The 24597-nt window shown below is 62.4% G+C and carries 26 protein-coding genes, 1 tRNA gene and 1 pseudogene; 13 read left to right on the forward strand and 15 right to left on the reverse strand.

Features of this window, described 5'->3' with window-relative positions; translation table 11 throughout:
• Positions 1-64: 64 nt before the first annotated feature.
• From ABEA02_RS17820 to ABEA02_RS17835, 4 genes are all read left to right on the forward strand, one after another.
• Positions 65-595 (forward strand): chalcone isomerase family protein, encoded by a 531-nt coding sequence (locus ABEA02_RS17820; RefSeq protein WP_345534451.1) that lies wholly within the window; start codon positions 65-67, stop codon positions 593-595.
• Entirely contained in the window at positions 592-1077 is a 486-nt protein-coding gene (locus ABEA02_RS17825; protein WP_345534452.1) for a methylated-DNA--[protein]-cysteine S-methyltransferase, read from the forward strand. The genes ABEA02_RS17820 and ABEA02_RS17825 overlap by 4 nt, the downstream gene beginning before the upstream one ends.
• Positions 1047-1988 (forward strand): site-specific tyrosine recombinase XerD, encoded by a 942-nt coding sequence (gene xerD / locus ABEA02_RS17830; RefSeq protein WP_345534453.1) that lies wholly within the window; start codon positions 1047-1049, stop codon positions 1986-1988. The genes ABEA02_RS17825 and xerD overlap by 31 nt, the downstream gene beginning before the upstream one ends.
• A 150-nt stretch (positions 1989-2138) precedes the next feature.
• Positions 2139-2474: an H-NS histone family protein gene (locus ABEA02_RS17835; RefSeq protein ID WP_345534454.1), complete on the forward strand. Its 336-nt coding sequence runs from the start codon at positions 2139-2141 to the stop codon at positions 2472-2474.
• 65 nt (positions 2475-2539) lie between these two features.
• On the opposite strand, the gene ABEA02_RS17840 is transcribed toward ABEA02_RS17835, so the two are convergent.
• Entirely contained in the window at positions 2540-2926 is a 387-nt protein-coding gene (locus ABEA02_RS17840; RefSeq protein ID WP_345534455.1) for a dihydroneopterin aldolase, read from the reverse strand.
• Between the two features lie 29 nt (positions 2927-2955).
• Here ABEA02_RS17840 and plsY point away from each other — a divergent pair, with 29 nt between their 5' ends.
• Positions 2956-3570, forward strand: coding sequence for a glycerol-3-phosphate 1-O-acyltransferase PlsY (gene plsY, locus ABEA02_RS17845; protein WP_345534456.1), 615 nt, complete (start codon positions 2956-2958; stop codon positions 3568-3570).
• Here the strand turns inward: plsY and tsaD are convergent.
• The gene (tsaD, locus tag ABEA02_RS17850; protein WP_345534874.1) at positions 3561-4595 is read right to left on the reverse strand and encodes a tRNA (adenosine(37)-N6)-threonylcarbamoyltransferase complex transferase subunit TsaD; all 1035 of its coding nucleotides are present in this window, start codon (positions 4593-4595) and stop codon (positions 3561-3563) included. The genes plsY and tsaD overlap by 10 nt on opposite strands.
• A 186-nt stretch (positions 4596-4781) precedes the next feature.
• On the opposite strand from tsaD, the gene rpsU reads away from it, so the two are divergent.
• The 5 genes from rpsU to ABEA02_RS17875 all read left to right on the forward strand — a co-directional run bounded on the left by rpsU (position 4782) and on the right by ABEA02_RS17875 (position 9693).
• Positions 4782-4994, forward strand: a complete 213-nt coding sequence (gene rpsU / locus ABEA02_RS17855) for a 30S ribosomal protein S21 (protein WP_345534457.1) — start codon at positions 4782-4784, stop codon at positions 4992-4994.
• Between the two features lie 106 nt (positions 4995-5100).
• Positions 5101-5547, forward strand: coding sequence for a GatB/YqeY domain-containing protein (locus tag ABEA02_RS17860; protein ID WP_345534458.1), 447 nt, complete (start codon positions 5101-5103; stop codon positions 5545-5547).
• A gap of 17 nt (positions 5548-5564) precedes the next feature.
• Positions 5565-7322 (forward strand): DNA primase, encoded by a 1758-nt coding sequence (gene dnaG / locus ABEA02_RS17865; RefSeq protein WP_345534459.1) that lies wholly within the window; start codon positions 5565-5567, stop codon positions 7320-7322.
• Positions 7323-7407: 85 nt separating this feature from the next.
• Entirely contained in the window at positions 7408-9420 is a 2013-nt protein-coding gene (gene rpoD / locus ABEA02_RS17870) for an RNA polymerase sigma factor RpoD (RefSeq protein WP_345534460.1), read from the forward strand.
• A 194-nt stretch (positions 9421-9614) separates the two neighbouring features.
• Positions 9615-9693, forward strand: a tRNA-Ile gene (locus ABEA02_RS17875).
• Between the two features lie 54 nt (positions 9694-9747).
• Here ABEA02_RS17875 and ABEA02_RS17880 read toward each other — a convergent pair.
• From ABEA02_RS17880 to ABEA02_RS17895, 4 genes are all read right to left on the reverse strand, one after another.
• Complete coding sequence (locus tag ABEA02_RS17880; protein WP_345534461.1) at positions 9748-10851, reverse strand: nucleotidyltransferase family protein; 1104 nt, start codon at positions 10849-10851, stop codon at positions 9748-9750.
• 197 nt (positions 10852-11048) lie between these two features.
• Positions 11049-12512 carry a metalloprotease TldD gene (gene tldD / locus ABEA02_RS17885; protein WP_345534462.1) on the reverse strand — a complete coding sequence of 488 codons (1464 nt, stop codon included), beginning with the start codon at positions 12510-12512 and terminating at the stop codon, positions 11049-11051.
• 11 nt (positions 12513-12523) lie between these two features.
• On the reverse strand, positions 12524-13414 hold the full coding sequence (gene ubiA, locus ABEA02_RS17890) for a 4-hydroxybenzoate octaprenyltransferase (RefSeq protein ID WP_345534463.1): 891 nt from the start codon (positions 13412-13414) through the stop codon (positions 12524-12526).
• Positions 13411-13962, reverse strand: coding sequence for a chorismate--pyruvate lyase family protein (locus ABEA02_RS17895; protein WP_345534464.1), 552 nt, complete (start codon positions 13960-13962; stop codon positions 13411-13413). Before ABEA02_RS17895 ends, ubiA begins: the two co-directional genes overlap by 4 nt.
• Before the next feature lie 186 nt (positions 13963-14148).
• On the opposite strand from ABEA02_RS17895, the gene ABEA02_RS17900 reads away from it, so the two are divergent.
• Together ABEA02_RS17900 and ABEA02_RS17905 are read left to right on the forward strand one after the other, a co-directional pair.
• Positions 14149-15003 (forward strand): HDOD domain-containing protein, encoded by an 855-nt coding sequence (locus ABEA02_RS17900; protein ID WP_345534465.1) that lies wholly within the window; start codon positions 14149-14151, stop codon positions 15001-15003.
• Between the two features lie 96 nt (positions 15004-15099).
• The gene (locus ABEA02_RS17905; protein ID WP_345534466.1) at positions 15100-15897 is read left to right on the forward strand and encodes a transporter substrate-binding domain-containing protein; all 798 of its coding nucleotides are present in this window, start codon (positions 15100-15102) and stop codon (positions 15895-15897) included.
• Between the two features lie 13 nt (positions 15898-15910).
• On the opposite strand, the gene recG is transcribed toward ABEA02_RS17905, so the two are convergent.
• Complete coding sequence (recG, locus tag ABEA02_RS17910; RefSeq protein WP_345534467.1) at positions 15911-17959, reverse strand: ATP-dependent DNA helicase RecG; 2049 nt, start codon at positions 17957-17959, stop codon at positions 15911-15913.
• 257 nt (positions 17960-18216) lie between these two features.
• On the opposite strand from recG, the gene ABEA02_RS17915 reads away from it, so the two are divergent.
• Positions 18217-19779: a pectate lyase family protein gene (locus ABEA02_RS17915; RefSeq protein WP_345534468.1), complete on the forward strand. Its 1563-nt coding sequence runs from the start codon at positions 18217-18219 to the stop codon at positions 19777-19779.
• A gap of 46 nt (positions 19780-19825) precedes the next feature.
• Here ABEA02_RS17915 and ABEA02_RS17920 read toward each other — a convergent pair whose 3' ends face one another.
• From ABEA02_RS17920 to ABEA02_RS17955, 8 genes and pseudogenes are all read right to left on the reverse strand, one after another.
• The gene (locus tag ABEA02_RS17920) at positions 19826-20278 is read right to left on the reverse strand and encodes a GNAT family N-acetyltransferase (protein ID WP_345534469.1); all 453 of its coding nucleotides are present in this window, start codon (positions 20276-20278) and stop codon (positions 19826-19828) included.
• The gene (locus ABEA02_RS17925) at positions 20275-20637 is read right to left on the reverse strand and encodes a hypothetical protein (protein ID WP_345534470.1); all 363 of its coding nucleotides are present in this window, start codon (positions 20635-20637) and stop codon (positions 20275-20277) included. Before ABEA02_RS17925 ends, ABEA02_RS17920 begins: the two co-directional genes overlap by 4 nt.
• A gap of 15 nt (positions 20638-20652) precedes the next feature.
• On the reverse strand, positions 20653-21033 hold the full coding sequence (locus ABEA02_RS17930) for a RidA family protein (RefSeq protein WP_345534471.1): 381 nt from the start codon (positions 21031-21033) through the stop codon (positions 20653-20655).
• A gap of 63 nt (positions 21034-21096) precedes the next feature.
• Entirely contained in the window at positions 21097-21534 is a 438-nt protein-coding gene (gene fliW / locus ABEA02_RS17935; protein ID WP_345534472.1) for a flagellar assembly protein FliW, read from the reverse strand.
• Between the two features lie 411 nt (positions 21535-21945).
• Positions 21946-22443 (reverse strand): annotated as a pseudogene (gene dfrA / locus ABEA02_RS17940) (DfrA12/DfrA21 family trimethoprim-resistant dihydrofolate reductase).
• A gap of 89 nt (positions 22444-22532) precedes the next feature.
• Positions 22533-23045, reverse strand: a complete 513-nt coding sequence (locus ABEA02_RS17945; protein WP_345534473.1) for a hypothetical protein — start codon at positions 23043-23045, stop codon at positions 22533-22535.
• 35 nt (positions 23046-23080) lie between these two features.
• Positions 23081-23917 (reverse strand): SPOR domain-containing protein, encoded by an 837-nt coding sequence (locus ABEA02_RS17950; protein ID WP_345534474.1) that lies wholly within the window; start codon positions 23915-23917, stop codon positions 23081-23083.
• Positions 23910-24512: a DUF2802 domain-containing protein gene (locus tag ABEA02_RS17955; protein ID WP_345534475.1), complete on the reverse strand. Its 603-nt coding sequence runs from the start codon at positions 24510-24512 to the stop codon at positions 23910-23912. The genes ABEA02_RS17950 and ABEA02_RS17955 overlap by 8 nt, the downstream gene beginning before the upstream one ends.
• Positions 24513-24597 lie beyond the last annotated feature (85 nt).

Here is a 24597-nt window from a genome sequence, read left to right on the forward strand (position 1 = left end):
CCGATCAGGCCAAAGCCGGGGGCGCGTTTACCTCTGCAGCGCCCTTCTTGGTCTTGCCCTTTCAATGCCTGCGCAGGCACTGGACGTCGCCGGCATCAACTTCGCCGACAGCACCAGCGTTGCCGGCAGCGAACTCAAACTCAACGGTGCCGGCCTGCGCACCCGTTTTGCTGTCGTCAAGGTCTATGCCATCGGCCTCTACCTGCCGCAGAAAACAGCCGCAGCCGATGCCGTGCTGGCCAGCACGGGGGCACGTCGCGTGCAGATCACCACGCTGCGCGACCTCACGGCCGAACAACTCACCGATGCGCTGATCGAAGCCCTCGAAGCCAACCACTCGACTGCCGAGATGAGCAAGCTCGCGCCCCGCGTCGCCCAGCTGCGCAGCATCATGCTGAGCATCGGCAAGGTCGCCGAGAAGACCAGCATCCGCCTCGACTACCTGCCCGCCAGCGGCACGCGCGTTATCGTCGGCAACGAACAGAAAGGCAGCGACATCGCGGGCGAAGACTTCTTCGTTGCCGTATTGAAAATCTGGCTGGGTAACAAGCCCGTGCAAGCGGACCTGAAAGATCAACTGCTCGGTAAGACATGAGCAAGCTGCCGTCCGCCGACTCTTTCGACGCCATCTATGCCTTGCCCACCTGCCGCTTCGGCGCCCGCAGCGACGGCGAGCACATCAATCTGCTGGCGTTCCTGCCCCCCGCAGCGCATCTTCAGGCACCGACAACACCGCTGTTGAAGGCATTCGGCAAGGCGCTGCATGACTGGCTGGCCTCGCCCGATGCCCCCTTGCCCGTCACGCATCGTGCAAAAGGCACGGCCTTCCAGCAACGCGTGTGGCGGGCCATCTCTGCGATTCCGCGCGGCCAGACGCGCTGTTATGGCGAACTGGTCGCGTCTGCCGGCGGCACCGCGCGTGCCATCGGCCAGGCCTGTGGTGCCAACCCTCTGCCCATCCTCGTCCCCTGCCATCGCGTTGTTGCAGCGAGCGGACTGGGCGGCTTTGCCAACGCCAGCGACGGCTGGCTCATCGAGACCAAGAAATGGCTGCTGGCACACGAGGGCGCCCTGTAGATCCGGCGCGTCCGCAGCCGACCGCGGAAGACCGACAGCTCATCGACGACTTCATTGACGCCGTGTGGCTGCAGGATGGTCTGTCGAAAAACACGCTCGAAGCCTATCGCTCCGACCTCGCGCTGCATGCGGGCTGGCTCGCCACGCAGCAAAGCGGCCTGGTGAACTGCAACAAGCACGACTTTGCTGCATGGCTGGTGCAGCTCGCCGCGTCGCGCAAAGCCAGCACCCAGCGCCGCATGCTGGCCGCCACGCGCCGTCTGTATCACTGGCTTCAAGCCGAGAACCGGATCAGTCGCGATCCGACGATAGAGGCCGATCCGCCAGTCGCGCCCGAACGCTTCCCGAAAACCCTCAGCGAACACCAGGTAGAGGGCTTGCTGGATGCGCCCGACATCGAGACGCCACAAGGTCTGCGCGACCGCGCGATGCTCGAAACCCTTTATGCCAGCGGCTTGCGCGTGAGCGAACTGGTGAACCTGCGCATGTTCGAGATCGACCTCTCTTCCGGCCTCGTGCGCATCACCGGCAAGGGCAGCAAGGAGCGTCTGGTGCCGCTGGGAGAATGGGCCATCGACTGGATTCGTCGCTATCTGCGTGAGGCACGGCCCGCCTTGCTGAAGGCACCCTGCGACAGCCTTTTCCTGAATCGCTTCGGCACTGCCATGACGCGCCAGATGTTCTGGAAAATCATCAAGGCCCACGCAGTGACAGCGGGTATTCCCGCGGCGACGATTTCCCCACACACCTTGCGCCACGCATTCGCAACACACCTGATCAATCACGGCGCCGATTTGCGCGTTGTCCAGTTATTGCTGGGCCATGCCGATATTTCGACGACACAGATTTACACCCATGTAGCACGCGAACGCCTGAAAAAACTGCACGAAATCCATCACCCGCGCGCCTGAAAATTGGCTGAAAAATGCTTTGACGAAGGCTCTGCAATATTGCGCATCGGTATTTATCTGAAAATATTTTTTGCGATTTTCGAATTGCTCGACGATAATCCGGCCGCAATCCGGCATTTTCTGCCGCTATAAATCATTGAAAGGTTATTCATGGATCTCGGCAAACTCTCGCTGACTGAACTCAAACGTCTGCAAGCACGTATCGAAACCGAAATCGCACGTCGTGCTGACAGCGCCAAAAAGGATCTGCTGAAGAAAGTGCAGAAGCTCGCGTCTGACGCCGGCGTCCCTCTCTCTGATCTGCTCGGCAAGAAATCCGGCCGCACCGGCCGCAAGCCCGGCGCCCCCAAGGGCCGCAAGGTGCCGCCGAAGTACCGCAACCCCGCAGACACCTCGCAGACCTGGACCGGCCGCGGTCGCCAGCCTGCATGGGTGGCAGCCTATCTGAAGAGCGGCAAGAAAATCGACAACCTTCTCATCAAGTAAATCGATTGTTCCCTGAATGAAAAAAGGCTGCCCTGAGGCAGCCTTTTTATTCGCCGGTGAATGACTCAATGCGCAGCAGAAGGCCAGACGGGCGGCACAAAACCCTCCCGTCCGCGTTCGATATAAACCCCCACTCGGCGCACACCGCGCAAGACCCCCAGCTTGGCAATCGACAGCCTGACCCAGGGCGCACCGAACTCCTCGAATAACACACCGACGAGAAACTCCCCCAGCGTTTCGAGCAGATTGAAATGCCGCTCGGCCAGCAGCTCGCGAATGCGGCTGACAACGCGGTCGTAGTCAATGGTGTCTGCAATGTCATCGTGCTCGGCCGCCGCATCGGGCACGCCGAACGTAAGGTTGATCTCGACGGCCTGTGCCGCAGCTTTCTCGCGCGGGTAGATGCCGACCCAGGCTTCAAGCTGCAAACCCTCAATAAAGATAAAATCCATTTCCCGCCGTCCTGTTGAAGCCGCACGCCATGTCCACCATTCTAGTCTCCGCCCTCCCTTTTCTCGTGGCGTTCCTGATCGGCTCCATCCCGTTCGCGGTCATCGTTTCGAAACTCATGGGGCTTGGTGATCCACGCAGCTACGGCTCGGGCAACCCCGGCGCCACCAATGTGCTGCGCAGTGGCAACAAGCTCGCGGCGCTACTCACGCTACTTGGTGACGCCATCAAAGGGACTTTTGCCGTCGCGCTCGCCATGGCACTGCATCTGCCTGAGCACATGGTGGCCGGCGTGGCACTGGCGGTATTTCTCGGGCACGTGTTCTCGGTGTTCCTGCGCTTCAAGGGGGGCAAAGGCGTCGCGACAGCAGCTGGCGTGCTACTCGGACTGGACTGGCGCGTCGGTTGCGCCACCTTGCTGGTGTGGATCGCCGTTGCAGCAGCAACCCGCTATTCCTCACTTGCCGCGCTCTGTGCAGCCGTCGCCGCACCGGTCATCACCTACCTCTTCATGGGGCATAACGTCATGCCTGGCGCCGTGCTGACCATGTCACTGCTGCTGATCTGGCGCCACACCAGCAACATCAAGAAACTGATGGCCGGCCAGGAAGGCCGTATCGGCCAGAAGAAAGCAGATCAGGCCTGATCCAGTGGCCAGCGCGGGCGGATGACGAAAGCCCCATCCCGCGTCGGTTTCGCACAGCCTGCCTGCATCCGCATCGCTGCGGCAAGCGCGATCATCGCGCCGTTGTCGGAACAGAACTCCAGTTCGGGGAAAAACACCTTCACGTGGCGCTTCGATGCCGCGGCCACAAGATGCTCGCGCAAGTGGCGATTGGCGCCGACACCGCCGGCCACCACCAGTTGCTTGAGCCCCGTCTGCCGGAGGGCAGCCAGAGCCTTGCTGCACAAGACTTCAACCACTGCGGACTGAAACTCTGCGGCCAGATCGGCTGCCCTCGCTTCACTGTAATCCGGCGCCTGCGTTGCCGTCAGCACCGCCGTTTTCAGGCCGCTGAATGAAAACTGCAGATCGCCCGAATGCAGCATCGGACGCGGCAGCTTGAAGCGGCCTGCCACGCCCTGATCAGCCAGCTTCGACAAAGCGGGACCGCCGGGATAGCCCAAGCCCATGAGCTTGGCCGTCTTGTCGAATGCCTCGCCCGCAGCGTCATCGACACTCTCTCCGAGCAGTTCGTATTGCCCAACACCACTCACCCGCATCAGCTGGGTATGACCCCCTGACACCAGCAAGGCTACAAATGGAAAGTCCGGCGGCTCGCTGGCCAGCAGCGGCGATAGCAAATGCCCTTCCAGGTGATGAATGGGAATCGCCGGTACATCGAGGGCGGCCGCCATGGCCTCTGCCACGCTGGCGCCCACCAGCAGCGCCCCTGCAAGGCCCGGGCCAGTCGTATAGCCAATAGCCGCAAGTTGGTCTCGCCTGCAACCGCCGGCCTCCAGCGTTTCGCGAATCAAGGGCACGATCCGCCTGACGTGATCGCGCGATGCCAGCTCGGGCACCACACCGCCGTAAGCGGCATGCAGGTCGATCTGCGAAAACACCCGATGCGCCGCCAAGCGCCCCTGCGACAGGTCGTACAGGCCGATCCCCGTCTCGTCGCAGGAGCTTTCGATACCCAGTACAAAGCCGTTCCCGGCTGAAACCATATTGCTCATGGGCTGCGATTCTAGCGCCGCCACCCGCCCCGGCCGCCGTGGACTTGGAAATTTCCATCGGCGCATGTATGATCGCCGACTCTCTGCAACGACCGCAGGTTGTTGCGACCCAATCAATACCCATTTGCGAACCAGCTTGCGCCACCCAAGAGCCGCAAGCGGAACCAAGGAATCAAGATGCCTGGTGTACGTGTCAAGGAAAACGAGCCGTTCGAAGTTGCCATCCGCCGCTTCAAGCGCACCATCGAAAAGGCCGGCGTGCTGACCGACCTGCGTGCCCGCGAGTTCTACGAAAAGCCGACAGCCGAGCGCAAGCGCAAGAAAGCCGCTGCCGTGAAGCGTCTGCACAAGCGTCTGCGCAGCCAGACCCTGCCGCCGAAGCTGTTCTGATCGCAGCGGCCCGGCGGGCCGCGCCAGACCGCAGTGCCGCATGACCCGGCGCCCTCTTGGGTGGCCGGGTTTTGTTGTTTGAAGTGCCCGAAGACAAGGAATCAGCATGTCCCTCAAGGAACGCATCAACGAAGACATGAAGGCCGCCATGCGCGCCAAGGAGAGCGCCAAGCTCTCCGCCATTCGCCTGCTGCTTGCCGCCCTGAAACAGAAAGAAGTCGACGAGCGCGTCACGCTCGACGATGCAGCCGTGGTCGCCATCATCGACAAACTGCTCAAGCAACGTCGCGACTCCGTGGCCCAGTACGAGGCCGCCAAGCGCGAGGATCTCGCTGCGGCCGAACGCTTCGAGATCGAAGTGCTGAGCGCCTACATGCCAGCCGGCCTGACTGACGCTGAAATCGATGCAGCCATTGCCAAGGCAATCGCCGACACCGGCGCCACCGGCCCGGCCGACATGGGCAAACTGATGGCGGCATTGAAGCCGGCCCTGGCTGGTCGTGCTGACATGACGGCTGTGTCCGGCAAGGTCAAGGCCGCCCTCGCGAAGTAAGCCACAGGGCGCGGGGAGTGATCCCGGAATCCTTCGTCCAGGAGGTGCTCGCCCGGGTCGACATCGTCGATCTGATCGAGCGCCACGTCCCGCTCAAGAAGGGCGGCGCGAATTATCTCGCCTGCTGCCCCTTCCACAACGAAAAATCCCCGAGCTTCACGGTCAGCCCCGCCAAGCAGTTCTATCACTGCTTCGGTTGCGGCGCGCACGGTACGGCCATCGGCTTCCTCATGGAATACGCTGGCGTGTCATTCCGCGACGCGATCAAGGAGCTCGCCCAACAAGTCGGCCTCACCGTTCCGGAAGAAGATCGCCCCGACCCCGCACGCCAGAAGCAGAGCCAATCGCTGCTTGAAGTCATGGCGCGTGCCGCGAAGTTCTATCGCGACCAGCTCAAGGTGTCGCCCAACGCAATCACCTACCTCAAGGGCCGCGGCCTCACCGGTGAAGTCGCTGCCCGCTACGGCATCGGCTATGCACCCGAGGGCTGGCAAGGCTTGCGCACCGTGTTCGGCGAACACTACGAAGACCCCGGCCTCGTCGAAGGCGGACTGGTCATCACCAACGATGCCGGGCGCCGCTACGACCGCTTCCGCGACCGCGTGATGTTCCCGATCCACGACCAGCGCGGCAACATCATCGGCTTTGGCGGCCGCGTGCTGGGTCAAGGCGAACCGAAATACCTCAACTCACCCGAGACGCCGCTGTTCGAAAAGGGCCGAGAGCTTTACGGTCTGCATCAAGCGCGACAAGCGATCCGCGAGAGCAATACCGTTGTCGTGACCGAGGGCTACATGGATGTCGTCGCCCTGGCCCAGTTCGGTTTCGGCGCAGCCGTCGCCACGTTGGGCACCGCGACGACACCGACGCACATCCAGAAACTCTTCCGTCAGGCCGAGCGCGTGGTGTTCTGCTTCGACGGAGACAACGCCGGTCGCAAGGCCGCTCGCCGCGCACTCGAAAACAGCCTTGAACACCTCGCCGATGACCGTGCCGTGCGCTTCCTGTTCCTGCCAAAAGAGCACGACCCCGACAGCTACATCCGCGAACAAGGGCTGATTGCCTTCCAGCGCGCGCTGGACGAAGCCACACCACTCACCGATTTTCTGCTGCGTGAGCTGCGCGGCACGCTGGATCTCGACACAGCAGAGGGCCGCGCCCGCCTTGTGCACGAAGCCAAGGACTGGATCCCGCGCATGTCGGCCCCCATCCTGCGCGCGCAGACCCTGCGCCAACTGGCGAACATGGCCGGCATGGACCTGCCCGAAGTCGAGCGTGCTCTGGGACTGGAGCCAGGCAAGAAAGTACGCCCGCCCCCCAAACGGCTCGAACGCCAACGCGTGGTAACGCCATCGCGTCAGCTGCTGCGTCTGCTGGCAAGCAAACCTGCCCTCTGCGCAGAACTGCCGGACAACATCGACAGCCTACTCGAAGACGCCGGCGAAAGCGCCATCCTGCAGTTGTTCTGCGAACGCGCAGGCCACGGGTTGTCACTGAGCACCTTGTTCGACAGTCAGGCCGACGCCGGCTTGCGAAATATCCTTGCCGATCTCCTGACCGGCACGGAAGACGAAGAGCCACTCGAAGACACAGCCGCTCTTGTTCTGCTGGATGACATTGTGCGTACTTTGCAACGGAACCAGATCGACCGCGAAATTGCCCAACTGAGTGCCAAAGCCAGTCAGGGCGGGCTCAGCACAGACGAATCGCGCCGCTTCGCCGCCCTGCTGAGCCACAAGCAATCACTCAAGGCTGGACAAAAACCCCCTGTCTAACATATACTTATCTGTTTCCCCGCTCTCACCGCAAGGCAACGGGAGCGGGCGCCCAGAACACACAAGCGCTGCCCAGAGGAACCCCATGGCCAAGGCAAAACCCTCCGCCACCGAAGTCCGCAACGACGTTCCCGCTACGCCCGCCAAGGCTCCCGCCGCCAAGGCCCCTGCTGCCAAAGCAAAAACCGCCAAGGCAAAAGACAAGAAAGATCTGCGCAATCTCCCCGCCGAGCTGGTGGCTCCGGGCGAGAACGCCGAGGTCCGTCGCACGCGTCTGAAGAACCTCATTGCACTCGGCAAGGAGCGCGGCTACCTCACCTACGCCGAAGTCAATGACCACCTCCCCGACGAGATGGTCGACGCCGAGCAGATCGAATCGATCATCTCGACGTTCAATGACATGGGCATCAAGGTGTTCGACGAAGCGCCGGCTGCAGAAGACCTGCTGCTGACAGATGGTGTCGCCACTGCAGTCGTCGACGAAGAAGTTGAAGCCGAAGCCGAGCAGGCGCTCTCTACGGTCGACTCCGAATTCGGCCGCACGACCGACCCGGTCCGCATGTACATGCGTGAAATGGGCACCGTCGAGCTGCTGACGCGCGAAGGCGAAATCGAAATCGCCAAGCGTATCGAAGACGGCCTCAAGCACATGGTCATGGCCATCGCAGCCTGTCCGACCACCATTGCCGAAATCCTTGCCATGGCCGAGAAGGTCAGCAAGGATGAAATGCGCATCGACGAACTCGTCGACGGCCTGATCGATCCGAACGCCGTTGAAGAAGAAAAGTCCATGTCTGAAGACGAGGACGAAGAACTCGCCGCTGACGAAGAAGAAGAGGAAGACGAAGACGGCGGCAGCGCTGCCGTGTCGGCTTCGCTGCTGCAGCTCAAGGCTGACGCCCTGGCCAAATTCGACATCATCAAGGGCTTCTACCCCAAGATGATTTCTGCGCTGGCCAAGAAGGGCGCACAGGACAAGAGCTACCAGAAGATTCACGACCAGATCTGCGCCGAGCTGATGAACATCCGCTTCACGGCGCGTGTCATCGAGAACCTCTGCGACACCGTTCGCCATATGGTCGAAGACGTCCGCAAGCACGAACGCAAGATCCTTGAGCTCTGCGTTGATCGCTCCGGCATGCCGCGCCCGCATTTCATCAAGGTGTTCCCCGGCAACGAGACCAACCTCGACTGGCTCAAGAACGAGATCAGCTCGGGCGCTGCCTACTGCGTCACGCTGATGCGCATGCAGCCGAACATCCTCGAAGAGCAACAAAAGCTCATCGATCTGCAGGAACGCATCCAGATCTCGCTGAAGGATCTCAAGGACATCAACAAGCAGATGTCCACGGGCGAAGCCAAGATGCGCCGCGCCAAGCGCGAGATGACCGAGGCCAACCTGCGTCTCGTGATCTCGATCGCAAAGAAATACACCAACCGTGGCCTGCAGTTCCTCGACCTGATCCAGGAAGGCAACATCGGTCTGATGAAGGCGGTGGACAAGTTCGAATACCGCCGCGGCTACAAATTCTCGACCTATGCCACATGGTGGATCCGTCAGGCCATCACTCGTTCGATCGCTGACCAGGCACGCACGATCCGTATTCCGGTTCACATGATCGAAACGATCAACAAGATGAACCGCATCTCGCGCCAGATCCTGCAGGAAACCGGTGCCGAGCCGGATCCTGCAACACTGGCGATCAAGATGGAAATGCCGGAAGACAAGATCCGCAAGATCCTCAAGATCAGCAAGGAGCCGATCTCGATGGAAACGCCGATCGGCGACGACGACGACTCCCACCTCGGCGACTTCATCGAGGACACCTCGACGCTCTCGCCAGGCGAAGCTGCTCTGTATTCGTCGCTGAAGGACACGACCAAGGAAATCCTCGACTCGCTGACCCCGCGCGAAGCCAAGGTCCTGCGCATGCGTTTCGGCATCGAAATGAACACCGACCACACCCTTGAGGAAGTCGGGAAGCAGTTCGATGTGACGCGCGAGCGTATCCGTCAGATTGAAGCCAAGGCGCTGCGCAAGCTGCGTCACCCCAGCCGTTCCGAGAAGCTGCGCTCCTTCCTCGACGGCGAAGGCTAAGGTCCGCGAATAAGCCTACTGCTCGGCTCGCCTCAATCTCGAAATCTGTGGTGCTCGCTGTACTCAAGTACAGCTCCGCTCCGCGATTCGACCTTGAGGCGCTCGCTACGGCTTCTTCACGAACCCACACGATCTCGAAGTTTCAAAATGCCTACGACACCGTGAGCAAGCAGCCGCGATGACGAAGGCACTATGGGCCTCTAGCTCATGCCTGGTTAGAGCAGCGGACTCATAATCCGTTGGTGCTGGGTTCGACTCCCAGGGGGCCCACCAGACAAACAAAAAGCCCGGTCATCGACCGGGCTTTTTGTTTGTGGCACGTTCCGATCAGCCGCGGGCATCACCCCAACGCAGAGTGCAACGGTCGTCGCCCACGTAAGTCGTATGCCCCGCACGATCCACGCAGTAACGCGGCGAGACAACCATCTCGTTGAACAGCATGCCTTCTCCGATACGCGTGTATTCAAACAACACGCTGCGTGCGACGGTGGCATTGGCACGCAGATGGCTGCCATGGCCGATCCAGCTCGGTCCGATGATGGTCGAGCCCGGTTCGATACGCACGCTGGAGCCGATGTAGACCGGACCTTCGATCTTCACCTTGTCCCAGTCGATGTGCGTGTTGAGGCCGACCCACACACCCGGACGCACTTGTGTGCCCGGCATGTGCATCTCCTCCACTTCGCCGCGCAGCACGCGTTGCAGCACGGTCCAGTAGTCGGTGACGCGGCCGATGTCGATCCAGTTGAAGAACCGCTTCTGTGCAAAGAAGGGCTTTTCGAGCTTGACCAGCGAAGGGAACAGTTCGCTCCCGATGTCATAGACCTTGCCTGAAGGCACGAGATCCAGCACGGCAGGTTCGAAAATGTAGATACCGGTTGATGCCAGTGTGGACTTGGCTTCTTCAGGCGACGGCTTTTCCTGGAAGGAGATGATCTTGCCCTCCTTGTCGGAAACGACGATGCCGTAGTTCTTCACCTCTTCGCGCGGCACGTCGAGTGCCACCACGCTGGCGAGTGCGCCTTTGGCTTTGTGCTCGGCCAGCGCAGCCGTGATGTCCAGATCAATGATGGCGTCACCGCACAACACGATGGTCGTTTCGTCGAAGAAGCCGCTGTTGTCCTGAATGTGCTTCATGCCGCCGGCCGAGCCGATGGGCTTTGGCAGCATGTCGCCATGTTCGCAGACGCCTTCGTAGGAGTAGCCGATCTCGACCCCCCAGCGATGTCCATCGCCGAAGTACTCCTCGATCTTGCGGTGCATGAAGGCCACGTTAACCATGATCTGCTTGACGCCATGACGCGCCAGATGCTCGATCAGATACTCCATGACGGGCTTGCCCAGGATGGGAATCATGGGCTTGGGAATATCCTTGGTCAGCGGACGTACCCGGGTGCCTTGCCCTGCGGCAAGAATCATTGCCTTTGCCATTCCAGTCTCGATATCAGATTACGTTGAGCGCGCCATTGTCCGGAGTGAGTCGGCCGAACGGACGCGAAAAATGTCACGTCGGCAAGTATAAGTCGCGAACGTGACAGTTCATTGGCTCCAGCACCACGCCCGCCCGACAGGGCAGAACACCCCGGGAATGCCATTCGCATCTCCGGACATCTGTCTGCTCCGGATACTTAGCCGCCCGTGCCGCCCACGGTCAGCCCTTCGAGCCGCAGCGTCGGCTGCCCCACGCCTACAGGCACGCTCTGCCCTTCCTTGCCGCAGGTACCCACGCCCGGGTCGAGCTTCATGTCGTTGCCGATCATGGTCACCTTCGTCAGCGCATCCGGTCCGTTGCCGATGAGAGTCGCGCCTTTCACCGGGTACTGGATCTTGCCGTTCTTGACCACATAGGCTTCGGAAGCCGAGAACACGAACTTGCCGCTGGTGATGTCGACCTGGCCACCGCCAAAGTTGGCGGCGTAGAGTCCGTCGTCGATGGAAGCGATGATTTCTTCCGGACTCTTGTCGCCCCCCAACATCAGCGTGTTGGTCATGCGTGGCATGGGCAGATGCGCGAAGGACTCACGCCGACCATTGCCCGTTGGGGCCACACCCATCAGGCGCGCATTCATGATGTCCTGCATGTAGCCGACGAGGATGCCGTCTTCGATAAGGGTAGTGCGGCGCGTGGGATTGCCCTCGTCGTCGACGGTCAGCGAACCGCGACGGTCAGGCAACGTGCCGTCATCGACGACGGTAACGCCCTTGGCGGCAACCTGCTTGCCCATCATGCCGGCGAAGGCCGAGCTGCCCTTGCGGTTGAAGTCGCCTTCCAGGCCGTGGCCGATGGCTTCGTGCAACAGAATGCCGGGCCAGCCGCTACCGAGCACGACCGTCATGACACCAGCCGGCGCCGGGCGTGCAGCCAGATTGGTACGTGCCTGGTGCGCGGCTTGCTGTGCATAGGTCTTCAAGGTCTCATCGCTGAAATGGGTCAGCGCGAGACGGCCGCCACCACCTGCCGAGCCCTGTTCGCGACGACCGTTTTCTTCCATCACTACCGTGATCGACACGCGCACCATGGGGCGCACATCGGCCGCCATGTGGCCGTCGGAACGCGCGACAAGCACGACCTCCCAGCTCGCACCCACGTAGGCCATCACCTGGCTGATGCGCGGGTCTTCGGCCCGGGCCATGGCCTCGAGACGTTCGAGCAGCTTGACCTTGTCGGTCGCCGTCAGGCCCGCGATAGGATCCTGATCGGCATAGAGCGGCAGCGGCGCCGACTTCGGCGCGCCCACCTTGACCTTGCGCTGGCTGCCCGCAGCAGCGATGGCACGCGTGGTCGCGGCTGTCTCGGTAAGCGCCTTGAGACCCAGATCGTCCGAATACGCGAAGGCGGTCTTGTCACCCGCCACGGCACGTACGCCCACTCCCTGCTCAATGCTGAAGCTGCCTGACTTGACGATGCCCTCCTCCAGACTCCAACCCTCGGCGCGCTGGTACTGGAAGTACAGATCGGCGTAATCGACCTTGTGCGTCATGATCGACGCCAGCACCTTCGACAGATCGGCTTCAGTAAGGCCGGTCGGTTCGAGCAGCAGGCTGCGCGCGGTGTCGAGTGACTTGAGCGGCGGAATGGTGATGGCATTCATGGGGCGCGTCCTCAGAGATTCCCGTGGTTGCGAAGCAGGTAATCGAGTGCCAGACCGGCAAACACCGCGGCACCGAACCAGTTGTTGTGCAGGAAGGCGCGAAAGCAGCGTGCGCGATCACGTTCCCGGATCAGGGTGTAGTGGTAGCCGGCAATCCCGGCCGCCACGCCCAAGCCCAGATCGTAGACCAGGCCAAGACCCGACAAGTGCCCGACCCAGGCCAGCAAAGCGAGGGTCATGGCGTAACACAGCATCACCGCGACCACATCGAAGCGGCCAAAAGTGATCGCCGAGGTGCGGATGCCGATGCGCAGATCGTCCGGTCTATCGACCATGGCGTACTCGGTATCGTAGGCCACGGCCCAGAACACGTTGGCCAGCAACATCAGCCAGGCCTCCATCGGCACGGCCCCGAGATGCGCCGCAAAGCCCATCGGAATGCCAAAACCGAAGGCAATGCCGAGGTAAGCCTGCGGAATCGCCAGGAAGCGCTTGGTGAAGGGATAACTGCCCGCCAGCAGCAGCGCCGGCACGGACAACAGGATGACCAAGCGGTCCAGCGGAAGGATGATCAGGAAGGCGGTCAGTGACAGCCCGGCAGCCAGCAGCAGGGCCTCCTTCGAGCTCACCTCGCCGGTCACCAGCGGGCGGCCACGCGTACGCTCCACCTCGCCATCGAAACCACGATCTGCCCAATCGTTGATCACACAGCCAGCCGAACGCATCAGCACGGTACCGAGCACGAAGATCCACACCACCAGCGGCGCGGGAATGCCCTTGCTGGAGACCCACAATGCCCACAGCGTCGGCCACAACAACAACAGGATGCCAATGGGCTTGTCCAGCCGCATCAGGCGCTCGTAGGCCTGCAGGCGTTGCCCCCAACCGATGGATCGACTCATCGACGCAGCTCCCGGATGGCAGGCAGGAACACTTCGCAGACGACCAAGGGCTCGCCGTGCCTCACAAAGGCCGAACGACGCGCCCACAACGGTTCCCGACGACTGATCCCGGCTGCAGCGCAAGCTCTGGCGTAGCGACTGTCGCGTCCATCCAGCCGCCGCAAGGTCAGCGGCCCGCGCCAGACCTGCGGATCGGCGAACAAGGCGGCGCCCAGCGGACGATTGCCGATGCCGGCAAACACGCCCCAGGCACGGCGCAGGCTGTGCCGTGCCAACAAGGAACGCGCATAGACCACGGGATTCCCGTCTGCGAGCAACAGCACCTCGCGCAGAACCACGCGCTGGCCAGGCCTGGTGCCCAGCAACAGGGATTCGTCACGATGCACCGGCGTCAGCTGCTGGCTCAGCACCTTCACCGTCAGTTGCCCGCAACGACGCTGCAAACGGGCGGTCAGCGAAGCGCGGTCGGTCAGCCAGCGATGCAGGGGATGTACCGCAGGCGGCGGCGGACACATCCAGCGCCTGCGCGAAATACTGTGGTTGGACATGAGGCGCACATGATACCCGTCCGCCTGCCAAACCGCCGGTCGCCCCGGCTATTCTGGTGCTTCGGTTCCGTCAGGCAAGGCTTCAAGTCACCCCCGCTCCGCTCCGTTAATCCCTCATGTGCCCTGCCCTTCGGGTAGGCACCCAAGGCCCGGTCAGCCCCTGCCCGGGCACCAGAAGCGCATGCCATGACAACCACAAGCGGAGACCGCAGCATGACCCCTATCGAGCGCCTGTTCCTCAGCATCCCCACCCTGCCCAGCATCCCGCGCGTCGTGCAGGAGCTCATCACCACCCTGGGCGACGACGACGCCGATCTCGGCGCCCTGGTGAGCAAGGTCAAACAGGATCAGACATTGTCGGCACGCGTGCTGCGCCTCGCCAATTCCAGTCACTACGGCTCGCGCCACAAGGTCGGCGCCATCGACGATGCCGTCGCGCTGATCGGCCTTAACGCCCTGCGCACCCTGGTCATCGCCTCCGGCGTCAGCGGTGCATTCGCCAGCATTCCCGGCATCGACCTCAAACTGTTCTGGCGCCACGCCGGGCAAAGTGCGCTGATCGCACGCAGCATTGGTCGCAAGGCCCGGCTGAATGCCGAATTCGCCTACACGGCGGCCCTCATGCATCGCATTGGCCAGCTGCTGATCAACGCCGCATACCCCAGCGTGGCGAAAGAAATCGCGGCAGAAAACCACGATCTCGACGTCACCGAACTGGCAAGCGTCGAACGCACCCATCTGCAGCTCGATCACAGCGAAGTCGGCGCCGAGCTCGCACGCCGCTGGTACTTCCCGGCGGCCATCCAGAATGCCCTGCGCTGGTATGGCGACCCCATGCATGAACAGGCCGGCCCCTATGCGGGCGTCGTGCATCTGTCCGCGCAGATCACCCTCGGCCTGGAACATGGCGAAGACGATGCAAGCATCGCCGCCGCTTTGCCTGACCCCTTGCTGCAGAAGCTCGTACTGGACAGGCCTGACATGGAAAGCGAAATCGAAACGGCACGTGACGCCCAGCAGTCCGCAGCAGAAACCGCCTGAGCACTGCGTACCAACAGGGCACGTCTGCCAGGCTGGACGCCGCGATGCCTCGCAACGCAGCTGTCGCCCATCACGCCTGAGGGCTACACTCCGGGCATGAGTACGCACATCAAACGATGGTGTTGTCATGTATTGCCGCGCTTCCTGTTGCTGGCGGCAGCCAGTACAGCCATGGCCGACGAGTCTGCACCAGTGCAGGTCGTTTTCGACCTGCGCCCGCCACTCGTTTTCCGGGAAGGCGACCTGCTCGGAGGCAGCATTGGCGGCATTGCAATGAAGTCCCTGCATGCCGCAGGTATCCGCTTCAGCCTGCAGGAAGTGCCGGTGCGCCGACAGCTCAACATGGTCGAGGACAACCGCCAGGTCGTCTGCGCGGTCGGTCGCATCAAGACGGCGGAGCGCGAGCGCCGTGGGTGGTTCTCACATGCGCTGGGCCAATCACGCGGTTATGTCGCCCTGATTCGACAAGGCGAACCTATGCCGCAGCCGCCCAGCCTGTCGCTGTGGGCCAATGATCCCAAGCTGGGCTGGGGCGTGCAGGCCGGCCTGCACTACAGCGACCAGATCGACCGCCTGCGAACGTCCGCTCGCGCACAGATCTCGACCTTCAATGCCAACCACCAGCACTTTGCCGATCTGTTGGTAGCACAGCGCATCGACTTTGTGATCCTGCAGGCCGACGAGGCCGCCGAGATCCTGCTGCGTAATGCCGCAGCGGCCAAGGCCCTGCGCATCGTCGAGCTCACCGATGTCGGCACCGTGGAACAGCGCCACTTCTATTGCAGCCGCCGCCTGCCCGAAGCGCAACGCCGTGCGCTCGACGAGGCCATCATCAAGGTGCTGGAGCCCGCCAAGCCCGCCCCTGCTGCGCGCACACCGCAGCGCAAACCCTGAAGACTCAAGCCACTCAGGCTTTCAGCAGCTCCGCGCGCCCGCCGAACCAGCGCTCCAGCAGCCTCTCTGCCGTGCCCGGATGTTCAGCCAGCATGCGTGCCGCGAGCTCTTGCGCTTTCTCCACCAGGTCGATGTCTGCATCGGGATCGGCATAGCGCAGCAGTTGCGCGCCGCTCTGCCGCGCGCCGATGAATTCACCCGGGCCACGCAGTTGCAGGTCGCGCCGCGCGATCTCGAAACCGTCCGTGGTTTCGTAGATCGCCTTCAGTCGCTCACGCCCGTTCTGCGACAACGGTTGCGCATAGATCAGCACACAGCTCGACGCTGCCGCCCCACGCCCGACCCGGCCGCGCAACTGGTGCAGCTGTGCCAGACCAAAGCGCTCGGCATGCTCGATGACCATCAGGCTCGCGTTCGGCACATCCACACCCACCTCGATGACCGTCGTCGCCACCAGCAGCTGCACTTCGTTGCGCAGGAAGGCCTCCATCACGGCAGCCTTCTCGGCGGGCTTCAGACGACCATGCACCAGCCCCACCTTCAGCTCGGGCAGCTCGGCTGTCAGGCGCTCGAAAGTATCCTGCGCCGTCTGCAACTGCAGGCTTTCACTCTCCTCGATCAATGGACACACCCAGTAGGCCTGTCGGCCTTCGAGGCAGGCGTCGCGCACGCGCGCAATCACCTCGTCGCGGCGCGCGTCGGAGACCAGTCGCGTCATGATCGGCGTGCGCCCCGGCGGCAACTCGTCGAGCACCGAAACATCGAGGTCGGCCATGTAACTCATCGCCAGCGTGCGCGGGATGGGCGTCGCGCTCATCATCAGCATGTGCGGCAGGGCCCCGTCCACTTTCTCGCGCAGAGCCAGACGCTGGCGCACACCGAAGCGATGCTGTTCATCGACAACTGCGATACCAAGACGCGTGAGCAACACATCGTCCTCGATCAGCGCATGCGTGCCCACCGCCAGCAGCGCCTCGCCCGATGCCAGCAGCGCTCGGTTGGCCTCACGCTCCCGCTTCTTCTGTGAGCCCGACAGCCAGGCTACCTGCAAGCCCAGCGGTGCCAGCCAGCCAGCCAGCTTGCGATAGTGCTGCTCAGCCAGGATTTCGGTTGGAGCCATCAGTGCCGCCTGGTAGCCGTGCTCTGCCGCCTGAAGCATGGCCAGTGCTGCCACGATGGTTTTTCCGCTCCCCACATCGCCCTGCAGCAGACGCTGCATGGGGTGCGGCTGGGCCAGATCCTGCGCGATCTCGTTGACGGCGCGACGCTGCGCGCCCGTCAGCGCGAACGGCAAGGCGGCCAGCAGCCCCTGCGCGAGCTTGCCCGATGGCAGCAATGAGGGCGCACGATGCTGGCGACGCTCGGCATATGCACGCCGCAATGAAATCTGCTGCGCCAGCAACTCGTCGAACTTGATGCGACGCCAGGCCGGATGATTGCGCTCATCCAGTGCAGAGAGGGACGCGTCCGGCGGCGGTTGGTGCAGGTGGCGCAGGCTGCGCTCCCAGCCCGGCAGGCGCAGCGCCTTGCGCCAATCGTCCGGCAGATGGTCTGCCAGATCGCAGCGCTCGAGAGCGCGGCTGATGAGCTTGCGCAGTGCCGATTGCGCCAGCCCGGCAGTTGTCGGATAGACCGGCGTCAGCGCCGCTGGGAGCTCGCTCCCCTCCGCGAGAGTCTGCGTACGTGGGTGCACCATCTCCTCGCCCCAGAAGCCGCCACGCACCTCGCCGAACGCACGGATGCGCGCACCGGTTTCGAGCTGTTTGACGACCGAGGGATAGAAATTCAGGTAGCGCAACGTCAGCACGCCTGTGTCGTCGCGCAAACGCACCACCAGCTGTCGACGGGGCCGGAACGTCACCTCCGCATGCTCGACCACGCCAGCGACCTGTACCGGCGCCCCGGGCTTGAGCTCGGCAATCGGCACCAGCCGGGTTTCGTCCTCGTAACGCAGCGGCAAGTGCAGCAACAGGTCCGCCTCGCGTGCAATGCCCAGCTTTGCCAGGCGGCCTTGCAGGGCGGAAGTCTTGCGGGCTGGAGGGGCGGGAGGCGGGGCGGACACGGGCGAAATGATAGCCGCAAGCGCCCGCCAGCTCGCGGCGGGTGCGCCGCTGCGACCAGTTGACCGGTGCCAGGGCGGCCCGTCGTCCCCCGATCCCGGCCGCATATCCGGAGCTTTGATAATTCCACCTGACGAAACAAAAACGACACCGGAAGTTCACGTCCTGCAGTGCAGTATTGCGGGCCCGATGCCGCTCCGGGCCGCGTCGGGTTAAGCCGGATACCCCGGCCCCTTTGCAGAATCAGACAGGAGAGCATATGTACGCACCGCGCTTGCGCCAGATCGCCTTTGCACTGAGTTTGTTCGGCAGCACCCTCGCCATCGCTGCACCCAATTCGCTGGGCGCCTTCGGCTGGGCCTCCGCCAACGGTGGCACCACCGGCGGCCACGGCGCCGACAAGGCCCACACCTACACCGTCACTACCCGTGCCCAGCTCATCAAGGCGCTGATGCCCGACGCCGTCATCAACGCCGATGGCAGCTTCACGTCCGCCGCCGGCCCGGACGCCACGAAGAAGATCATCTACATCAAGGGCAAGATCAACCTGTCGCAGAACCTCGCCGGCCAGGAACTCAAGTACGAGCACTACAAGGATCCCGCCTTCGACTTCAACGCCTACGTCGAGGCCTACAAGCCCGCCGTCTGGAACGCCAACCCCGCCAACTGGGATGCCGCCAAGAACCGCCCCAAGCTGCCCACTGGTCCGCTCGAAGAAGCGCGCCAGCGCTCGGCCGACAAGCAGGCTGCTGTCGTCAAGATTCCGGTCGGCTCCAACACCAGCATCATCGGCGATGGCAGCGCCGACACAGTGCGCATCATCAACGGCCAGCTGTCGGTCACCAATGTCAGCAACGTCGTGATCCGCAACATCACTTTCGAAGACGCCTTTGACTACTTCCCCGAATGGGATCCGACCGACTCCTTCTCACTGACCACGCCGGCCACTCCCGGCTGCCAGGCCACCTATGTCGATGCCAGCACCGGCCCGCAGAAATGCCCCGGCGGCCGCTGGAACTCCGAATACGACACCATCAGCGTGCTCAACGCAAAGAACGTATGGATTGACCACTGCTCGTTCAACGATGGCCCGCGTGAAGACTGGAGATACCCTTCCGTGTTCAGCGCACCGCACATCGGCTACGACTATCTGGTCCAGCACCATGACGGCCTGGTGGACGTGAACGGCACGTCCGACTACGTCACCCTCTCGTACAACAAGTTCCAGAACCACGACAAGACCAACCTGCTGGGCAACAGCAACACCGTGTCGGATGCCAACGGCTGGGGCCACCTGACCATCACGGTCGCCAACAACTGGTACGAGAATGCGGGCCAGCGCCTGCCGCGCGTGCGCTTCGGCAAGGTGCACGTCTACAACAACTACTTCTACGGCACCGCCGGCTACCTCGGCCAGTACGCACCGGCCGACACAAGCGCCCAGCCCTCCAACCGCTTCCTGTACGGCATCGGCATTGGCAACTTCGCCAAGATCTACGCCGAAAACAACGTCTATGAAGTTAAGGCGGCCAACGGTGTGACCGTTGATGACAGCGTGATGTTCTTCAACTGGTACGGCGCCAACGCCACCATCAACGGCGTGGTCGAGAAAACCTACTTCTACGACACCGGCACTATCCTGAACGGCAAGGCACGCAGCATCACCGCTGCAGCCCAGGCCAAGGCCGTGACGCAAGGCAAGCCGGCACTGGAAGACACACGCACCATCTGGTCACCTTCGAGCAACTACGTATACGCGCCGCTCACCAGCGACAAGGTCAAGAATCACGTGCAGACCAAGGCTGGCGCAGGCCGTCTGTAAGGCAGTCTGCGCTTTGCGAAAATGCCCGGCACACGCCGGGCATTTTTCATTCCGGACGCATGACAAAAGCCATCTTGTCGCCAGCGATGAAACCCGCGCGTTCGTAGAACGCCAGCGTCGCCGGCGCCTTGCGACTGGTCATCAGCATCAGCTTGTAGCAACCCGCCGCCCAGGCCGCATCACGCGCCGCATGCAGCAACTGTGTTGCGAGGCCACGCCCGCGCCAGTCAGGATGCGTCACGACGTTCTCGACAAGCCCATACGGCCTCAGGCCACGCGTGAGATTCGGAATGACGCTCAGCGTGCAGGTCGAGACCAGCATGCCCGCCTCTTCGATCACGAAATAGTGCAGCAGCGGGTTGGCGAGGATGGCCGCCCATTGGGCCTCTGCCACCGCGGGCGCTACGACGGGATCATCGGCATGCAGATGACGATAGAGGTCCAGCAGACCGGCAAGATCGGAGCCCACGGCGCGACGCATGACGGCCGAGACGCTCATGCGGAATCACCGCGCGCAGCGTCACGTTCGAGTCGTCTGCCCAGTCGGTAACCATCGACGGTCGAGAACAACCACAGGATCACCAGGCCCCACACCGCACCACGCGCCGCACGCATCGCCTTGCCCTTCGCGTCATGCACGGCACCGAGAATGCTGCTGAAGTCCGGCTGCAACTCACCCGCGAGAATGGCATCGGCAATCGGCCGTGCCGCCTCCATGGCCGCCATCAACAAGGCAATCAGACAGGCCGTCGACAAACCGATCACGATCCAGCCGCGCAAACGCTGCCCGATGAACAGGTAACCCAGACCGGGAAAGCCCAGCCCCGAACACAGAGCCGCGATCTTCGCGGGGCGCATGCCCGCCACGGCGCCTTACTCCAGCACCAGCACGGCGTCCGCTTCGACCAGGCCTGCACGCGGAAGCGAAGCCACACCCACCGCGGCACGCGCCGGATAGGGCTGCACAAAGTAGGTCGCCATCAGCTCGTTGAGGCGTGCGAAATTCGACAGATCGGTGAGAAAGAAATTGATCTTCACCACGTCGGCGAGCGAACCACCAGCCGCTTCGGCCACAGCCTTGAGGTTCTCGAAGACGCGCACGGCCTGCGCCTCGAAGCCTTCAGCCATCTGCATGGTGACAGGATCAAGGCCGATCTGGCCGGACAAATAGACGGTGTCACCTGCCCGCACAGCTTGCGAGTAGGTGCCGATGGCGGCGGGCGCCTTGTCAGTGGAAATGATGCTGCGGGCCATGTGTCACTCCGACGGTTGGGATGCCGACGGAGTGTAGCCCAGGGTGCCGGGGACTGTTGAGGCTCAGGCAGCAGGGCGCAGGGTAACGTCACAGCCAACGCGGCCAATGACCTTCTGCAGACCTGTGCGATTGGCCATGTTGATGACCAGCGGCGCCATCAGGTTCGCCTTCACCGGCGGCTCGCTGTCAGGCCCTTCGTTACGACGCAGGATCAACAGCACCGCTACATCTTCAGAACGACTGATGCGCAGCAGCGCCTCCTCATCCTCGGACAACGCGAACTCATAGTGCAGGCCGAACTGGTCAGGCTCAGCCACCGAGAAGGCGATCTCGGGATGCTCGACACTCTGCAGCACCCCGATGCCGGGGCCACTGGTGATCTCCATCTCCAGCAAGGTGAAGCGCTTGCAGTCTTCGAAACCCGGCAAACCGGCCGGAAACGAAATGAGCTTCTCGGCATCGACTTCGAGACTGCCAAAACGTGGACTTTCGATCCTCATGACTTCCCTCCCGGGGACGGACGAATACGAGTGTCCACTCTAGGCACCGCGCAGGCGCCGGAATGCACGGATAAGACGGCAAATGCCCGGGCAATTTCTACCGAGTTGCAGACGGCAACCGGCAGATCGCCCTGCTTGCCGCTGCGCCCTCCGAACCAGACCGTCAGGTCGGCAGCCTGCACACTAAGGCGAAAGAGCGAGGTACTTCATGAGGATGCTTCTGTGTGGTCGGGACAGGAGCAAACCAGGGAAGCCGGGGCGATTCATTCCAAGAGAATGCGCTCGCGCTCTTTGCGATATCTAGCGCCGGCTCTTTTCATTACGCTCAACGTGGAAGTAAGCGGACGCCGGAGCGCGCAGCGGCGGAGGGACCTGCAAGCGCAGCTTGCAGCGGTCCGCTTGATTGATTTGTTAGCCGTTACGACGTGCATAGACGGAGTGCGTGTACGTGATTGTGGCTTGAACGGTTTCGGCTGAGACAACCTCGAATTCTGCTGCGTCGAGCACTGGGAAGAAGGCGTCACCCTCGAAGGTTTGATGTACCTCAGATAGAAAGACGCCGTCGGCACGAGGTAGTGCCAGTGCATATACCTCGGCTCCGCCGGCCACGTAGAGTTCCTTGCCGTGTTCGGCTGCGATGGCAATAGCCTGCGACAGCGTTGAAACAACTGCACAACCAGCAGCGCTATAACTCGCTTGGCGCGAGAGCACCACTGTGCGACGGTTTGGTAAGGGCTTACCTATGGACTCAAACGTCTTGCGGCCCATAACGACCACTTTACCCTCGGTGAGCCTGCGAAAAATCTTTTGCTCACCAGGGATACTTCAAGGGATATCAGGGCCATTGCCAATAACCCGATTGGCACCCATGGCAGCGACCAGATAAATGCGGACCGATTCCGGCTTCATACGGCTAAAGTGGAAGTGAGGGCAACCGAAGCGCGAAACGCGGAGGGAACCAACAAGCGCAGCTTGTTGGTTCCCTCTCGACTGCAAAGTTAGGTTTTGTCGCTGACATACAAGAGCCTTTTTGTCTGGGGATCAAAGAGGATTATGTCGTACGCCGTGATGCGACTGGAGTGAAGTGTGGCGGACCAAACATACGCTAGAGTTTTGTCTGAGTTTGTGATGTCCCGGGCGAAGCACTCCGAGGCATTGCCGTTTTTTTGTGCTTCGATTGCTGCTTCTTTGGCTGGACTCCCCAGGCTGGAAACCTGCTGCCAATTTTCTTTTTCGTTGTCGCTGGGCGAAAAATTCGAAATCTGAATGCAGTAGTGGTCAAGATGATCACCAGTGAATGAACGCGCAGACTCGAAGCTGCTGAGCACTTTGTATTCCTGACTTGTACTCAAACCACCCCAGTTTAGAACGAACGCGACACTACGTTTTGTTGCGACGTTTTCGCGATCAACATTAGAAGCGATGGCGTAAGTGAGGTAGCCAAGCGCGGCAATAACTGCCGCCAATGACAACGCACCAAATATCTGCAAACCCTTCGCTATGTATCGCACGGGGAAAACCTAACGCCAGTTATACGGCACGAGGGTTAAGGCTTGCCCGTCGTACGCGGCACCAACATGCCGCCATCAAGCCCCAAGGCACGCAGCTTCTGCTGGGCCGCCGCCGCCTCCTGCTTGTTGGCGAAGGGGCCGATCTGTACGCGCGATTCGATCTGCGCCGGGATGCCGGCTGCGACGAGCTTGTTGCGCAGCTCTTCGGCATTGCTGTAGTTGGCGAACACACCGGCCTGCACGAGGAAGGCGGGAGGTGTGACACCGATAGACTGCGCGGCGCTGCTGGCAGCTGTCGTGGAGTGCAGGCTCTGGGTCTTGCTGCTGCCCTGCCCGCTCACGGCGGCTGCAACAGCCGGTGCCACGGGGCCGGCACCGCGCGTGACGGGTTCCGGCGCGGCTGGCGGCTTGGCTGACGAGGCGGCGGCAGCCGGGCGCTTGGTCTGACCGAGCACCAGACGGCCGGAGCTCTCCGCACGGGCGGCAGCCGGCGCACTGGCCGGCACGCCGAGCGCAGTTGCGGTCGGGTCGGTCGTCTCTTCTGGCACGGCCGAGGCGGCCTGCGGCATGGCCTTCTGGTCGGCCAGCACAGCGGACTGGATCTGGGCGGCTTCTTCCGATGTCTTGAGGGCACGGCGGGCGGCCTCTTCGAGGCTTTCGGCTGGCGGGTTATCGGCGCGCGGTGCTGCGGTGATCGGCTTGACAACCTGCGCCGTGGGCGCGGGTTCGGTCGTGGTGCTGCTTTCGCTGAGGATCAAGGCGAGGATCACGATCAGGGCCACCGCGGCCGCCAGCGCGATCTTGATCATCATGTGCTGGCGCGAGCGGCGCAGTGCATCCTCTTCGCGGGCTTGTTGCAGCACTTCAGGCATGGCGGTCCCCCGTGATGTCATCGGCTTGATCGGTCTGTCCCTGACTCAGGGCGCGCACCAGTTCGGCTTCGGCCACCGAGATGCCACAACGCTCGGCCACCGCTTGGGCGTCGTAACCGCTGCGCATCAGGGATACGGCTTCGGCGTAGGCCGGCGATACGCGGCTGGCGGCGCGCACGGCAGCGAGCTCCTCGCGCAGGGTGTAGACCTCTTCAGAGAGCTGCATCAGGCGATCACGCTGTTCGTCGACAAGGTGCCGCATCTGGCGGACTTCGAGCAGAGCGTCGAAGCCGAAGCTGGATGCATCCGGCTCCTGCGGGCGAGTGGCACGTGGCGGGGGCTCTTCCTCTTCGATGGGCGCACCGCCCGACAGCGAGACGACAGCGTCGTTATGAGTGTCGACCTCTTCGGAGGACATGACGCCGTACTTGGCATCCAGTGTGCTGGAAAGATCAGGGGTGAAGCGGTCGATGTCACGGTAGAGCGGATCGTTGTCACGCGCGCTCGGCGGCGCAGGCATGCGCCGCAACCGGTAGAGTTGCACGATCACGTAGACGCACAACAGAAGCAGCAGGACGATCAGTACGATTCGCAAGTGGTTATCCCCTCCGCGCGGTATGGTCGAGCACCATCTGCCGCGCTCTGGGAGGCGATAATACGTGTTGCGCCGCTGCTTTCAA

The sequence above is a fragment of the Viridibacterium curvum genome, from assembly GCF_039544165.1.
Lineage (GTDB): Bacteria > Pseudomonadota > Gammaproteobacteria > Burkholderiales > Rhodocyclaceae > Viridibacterium > Viridibacterium curvum.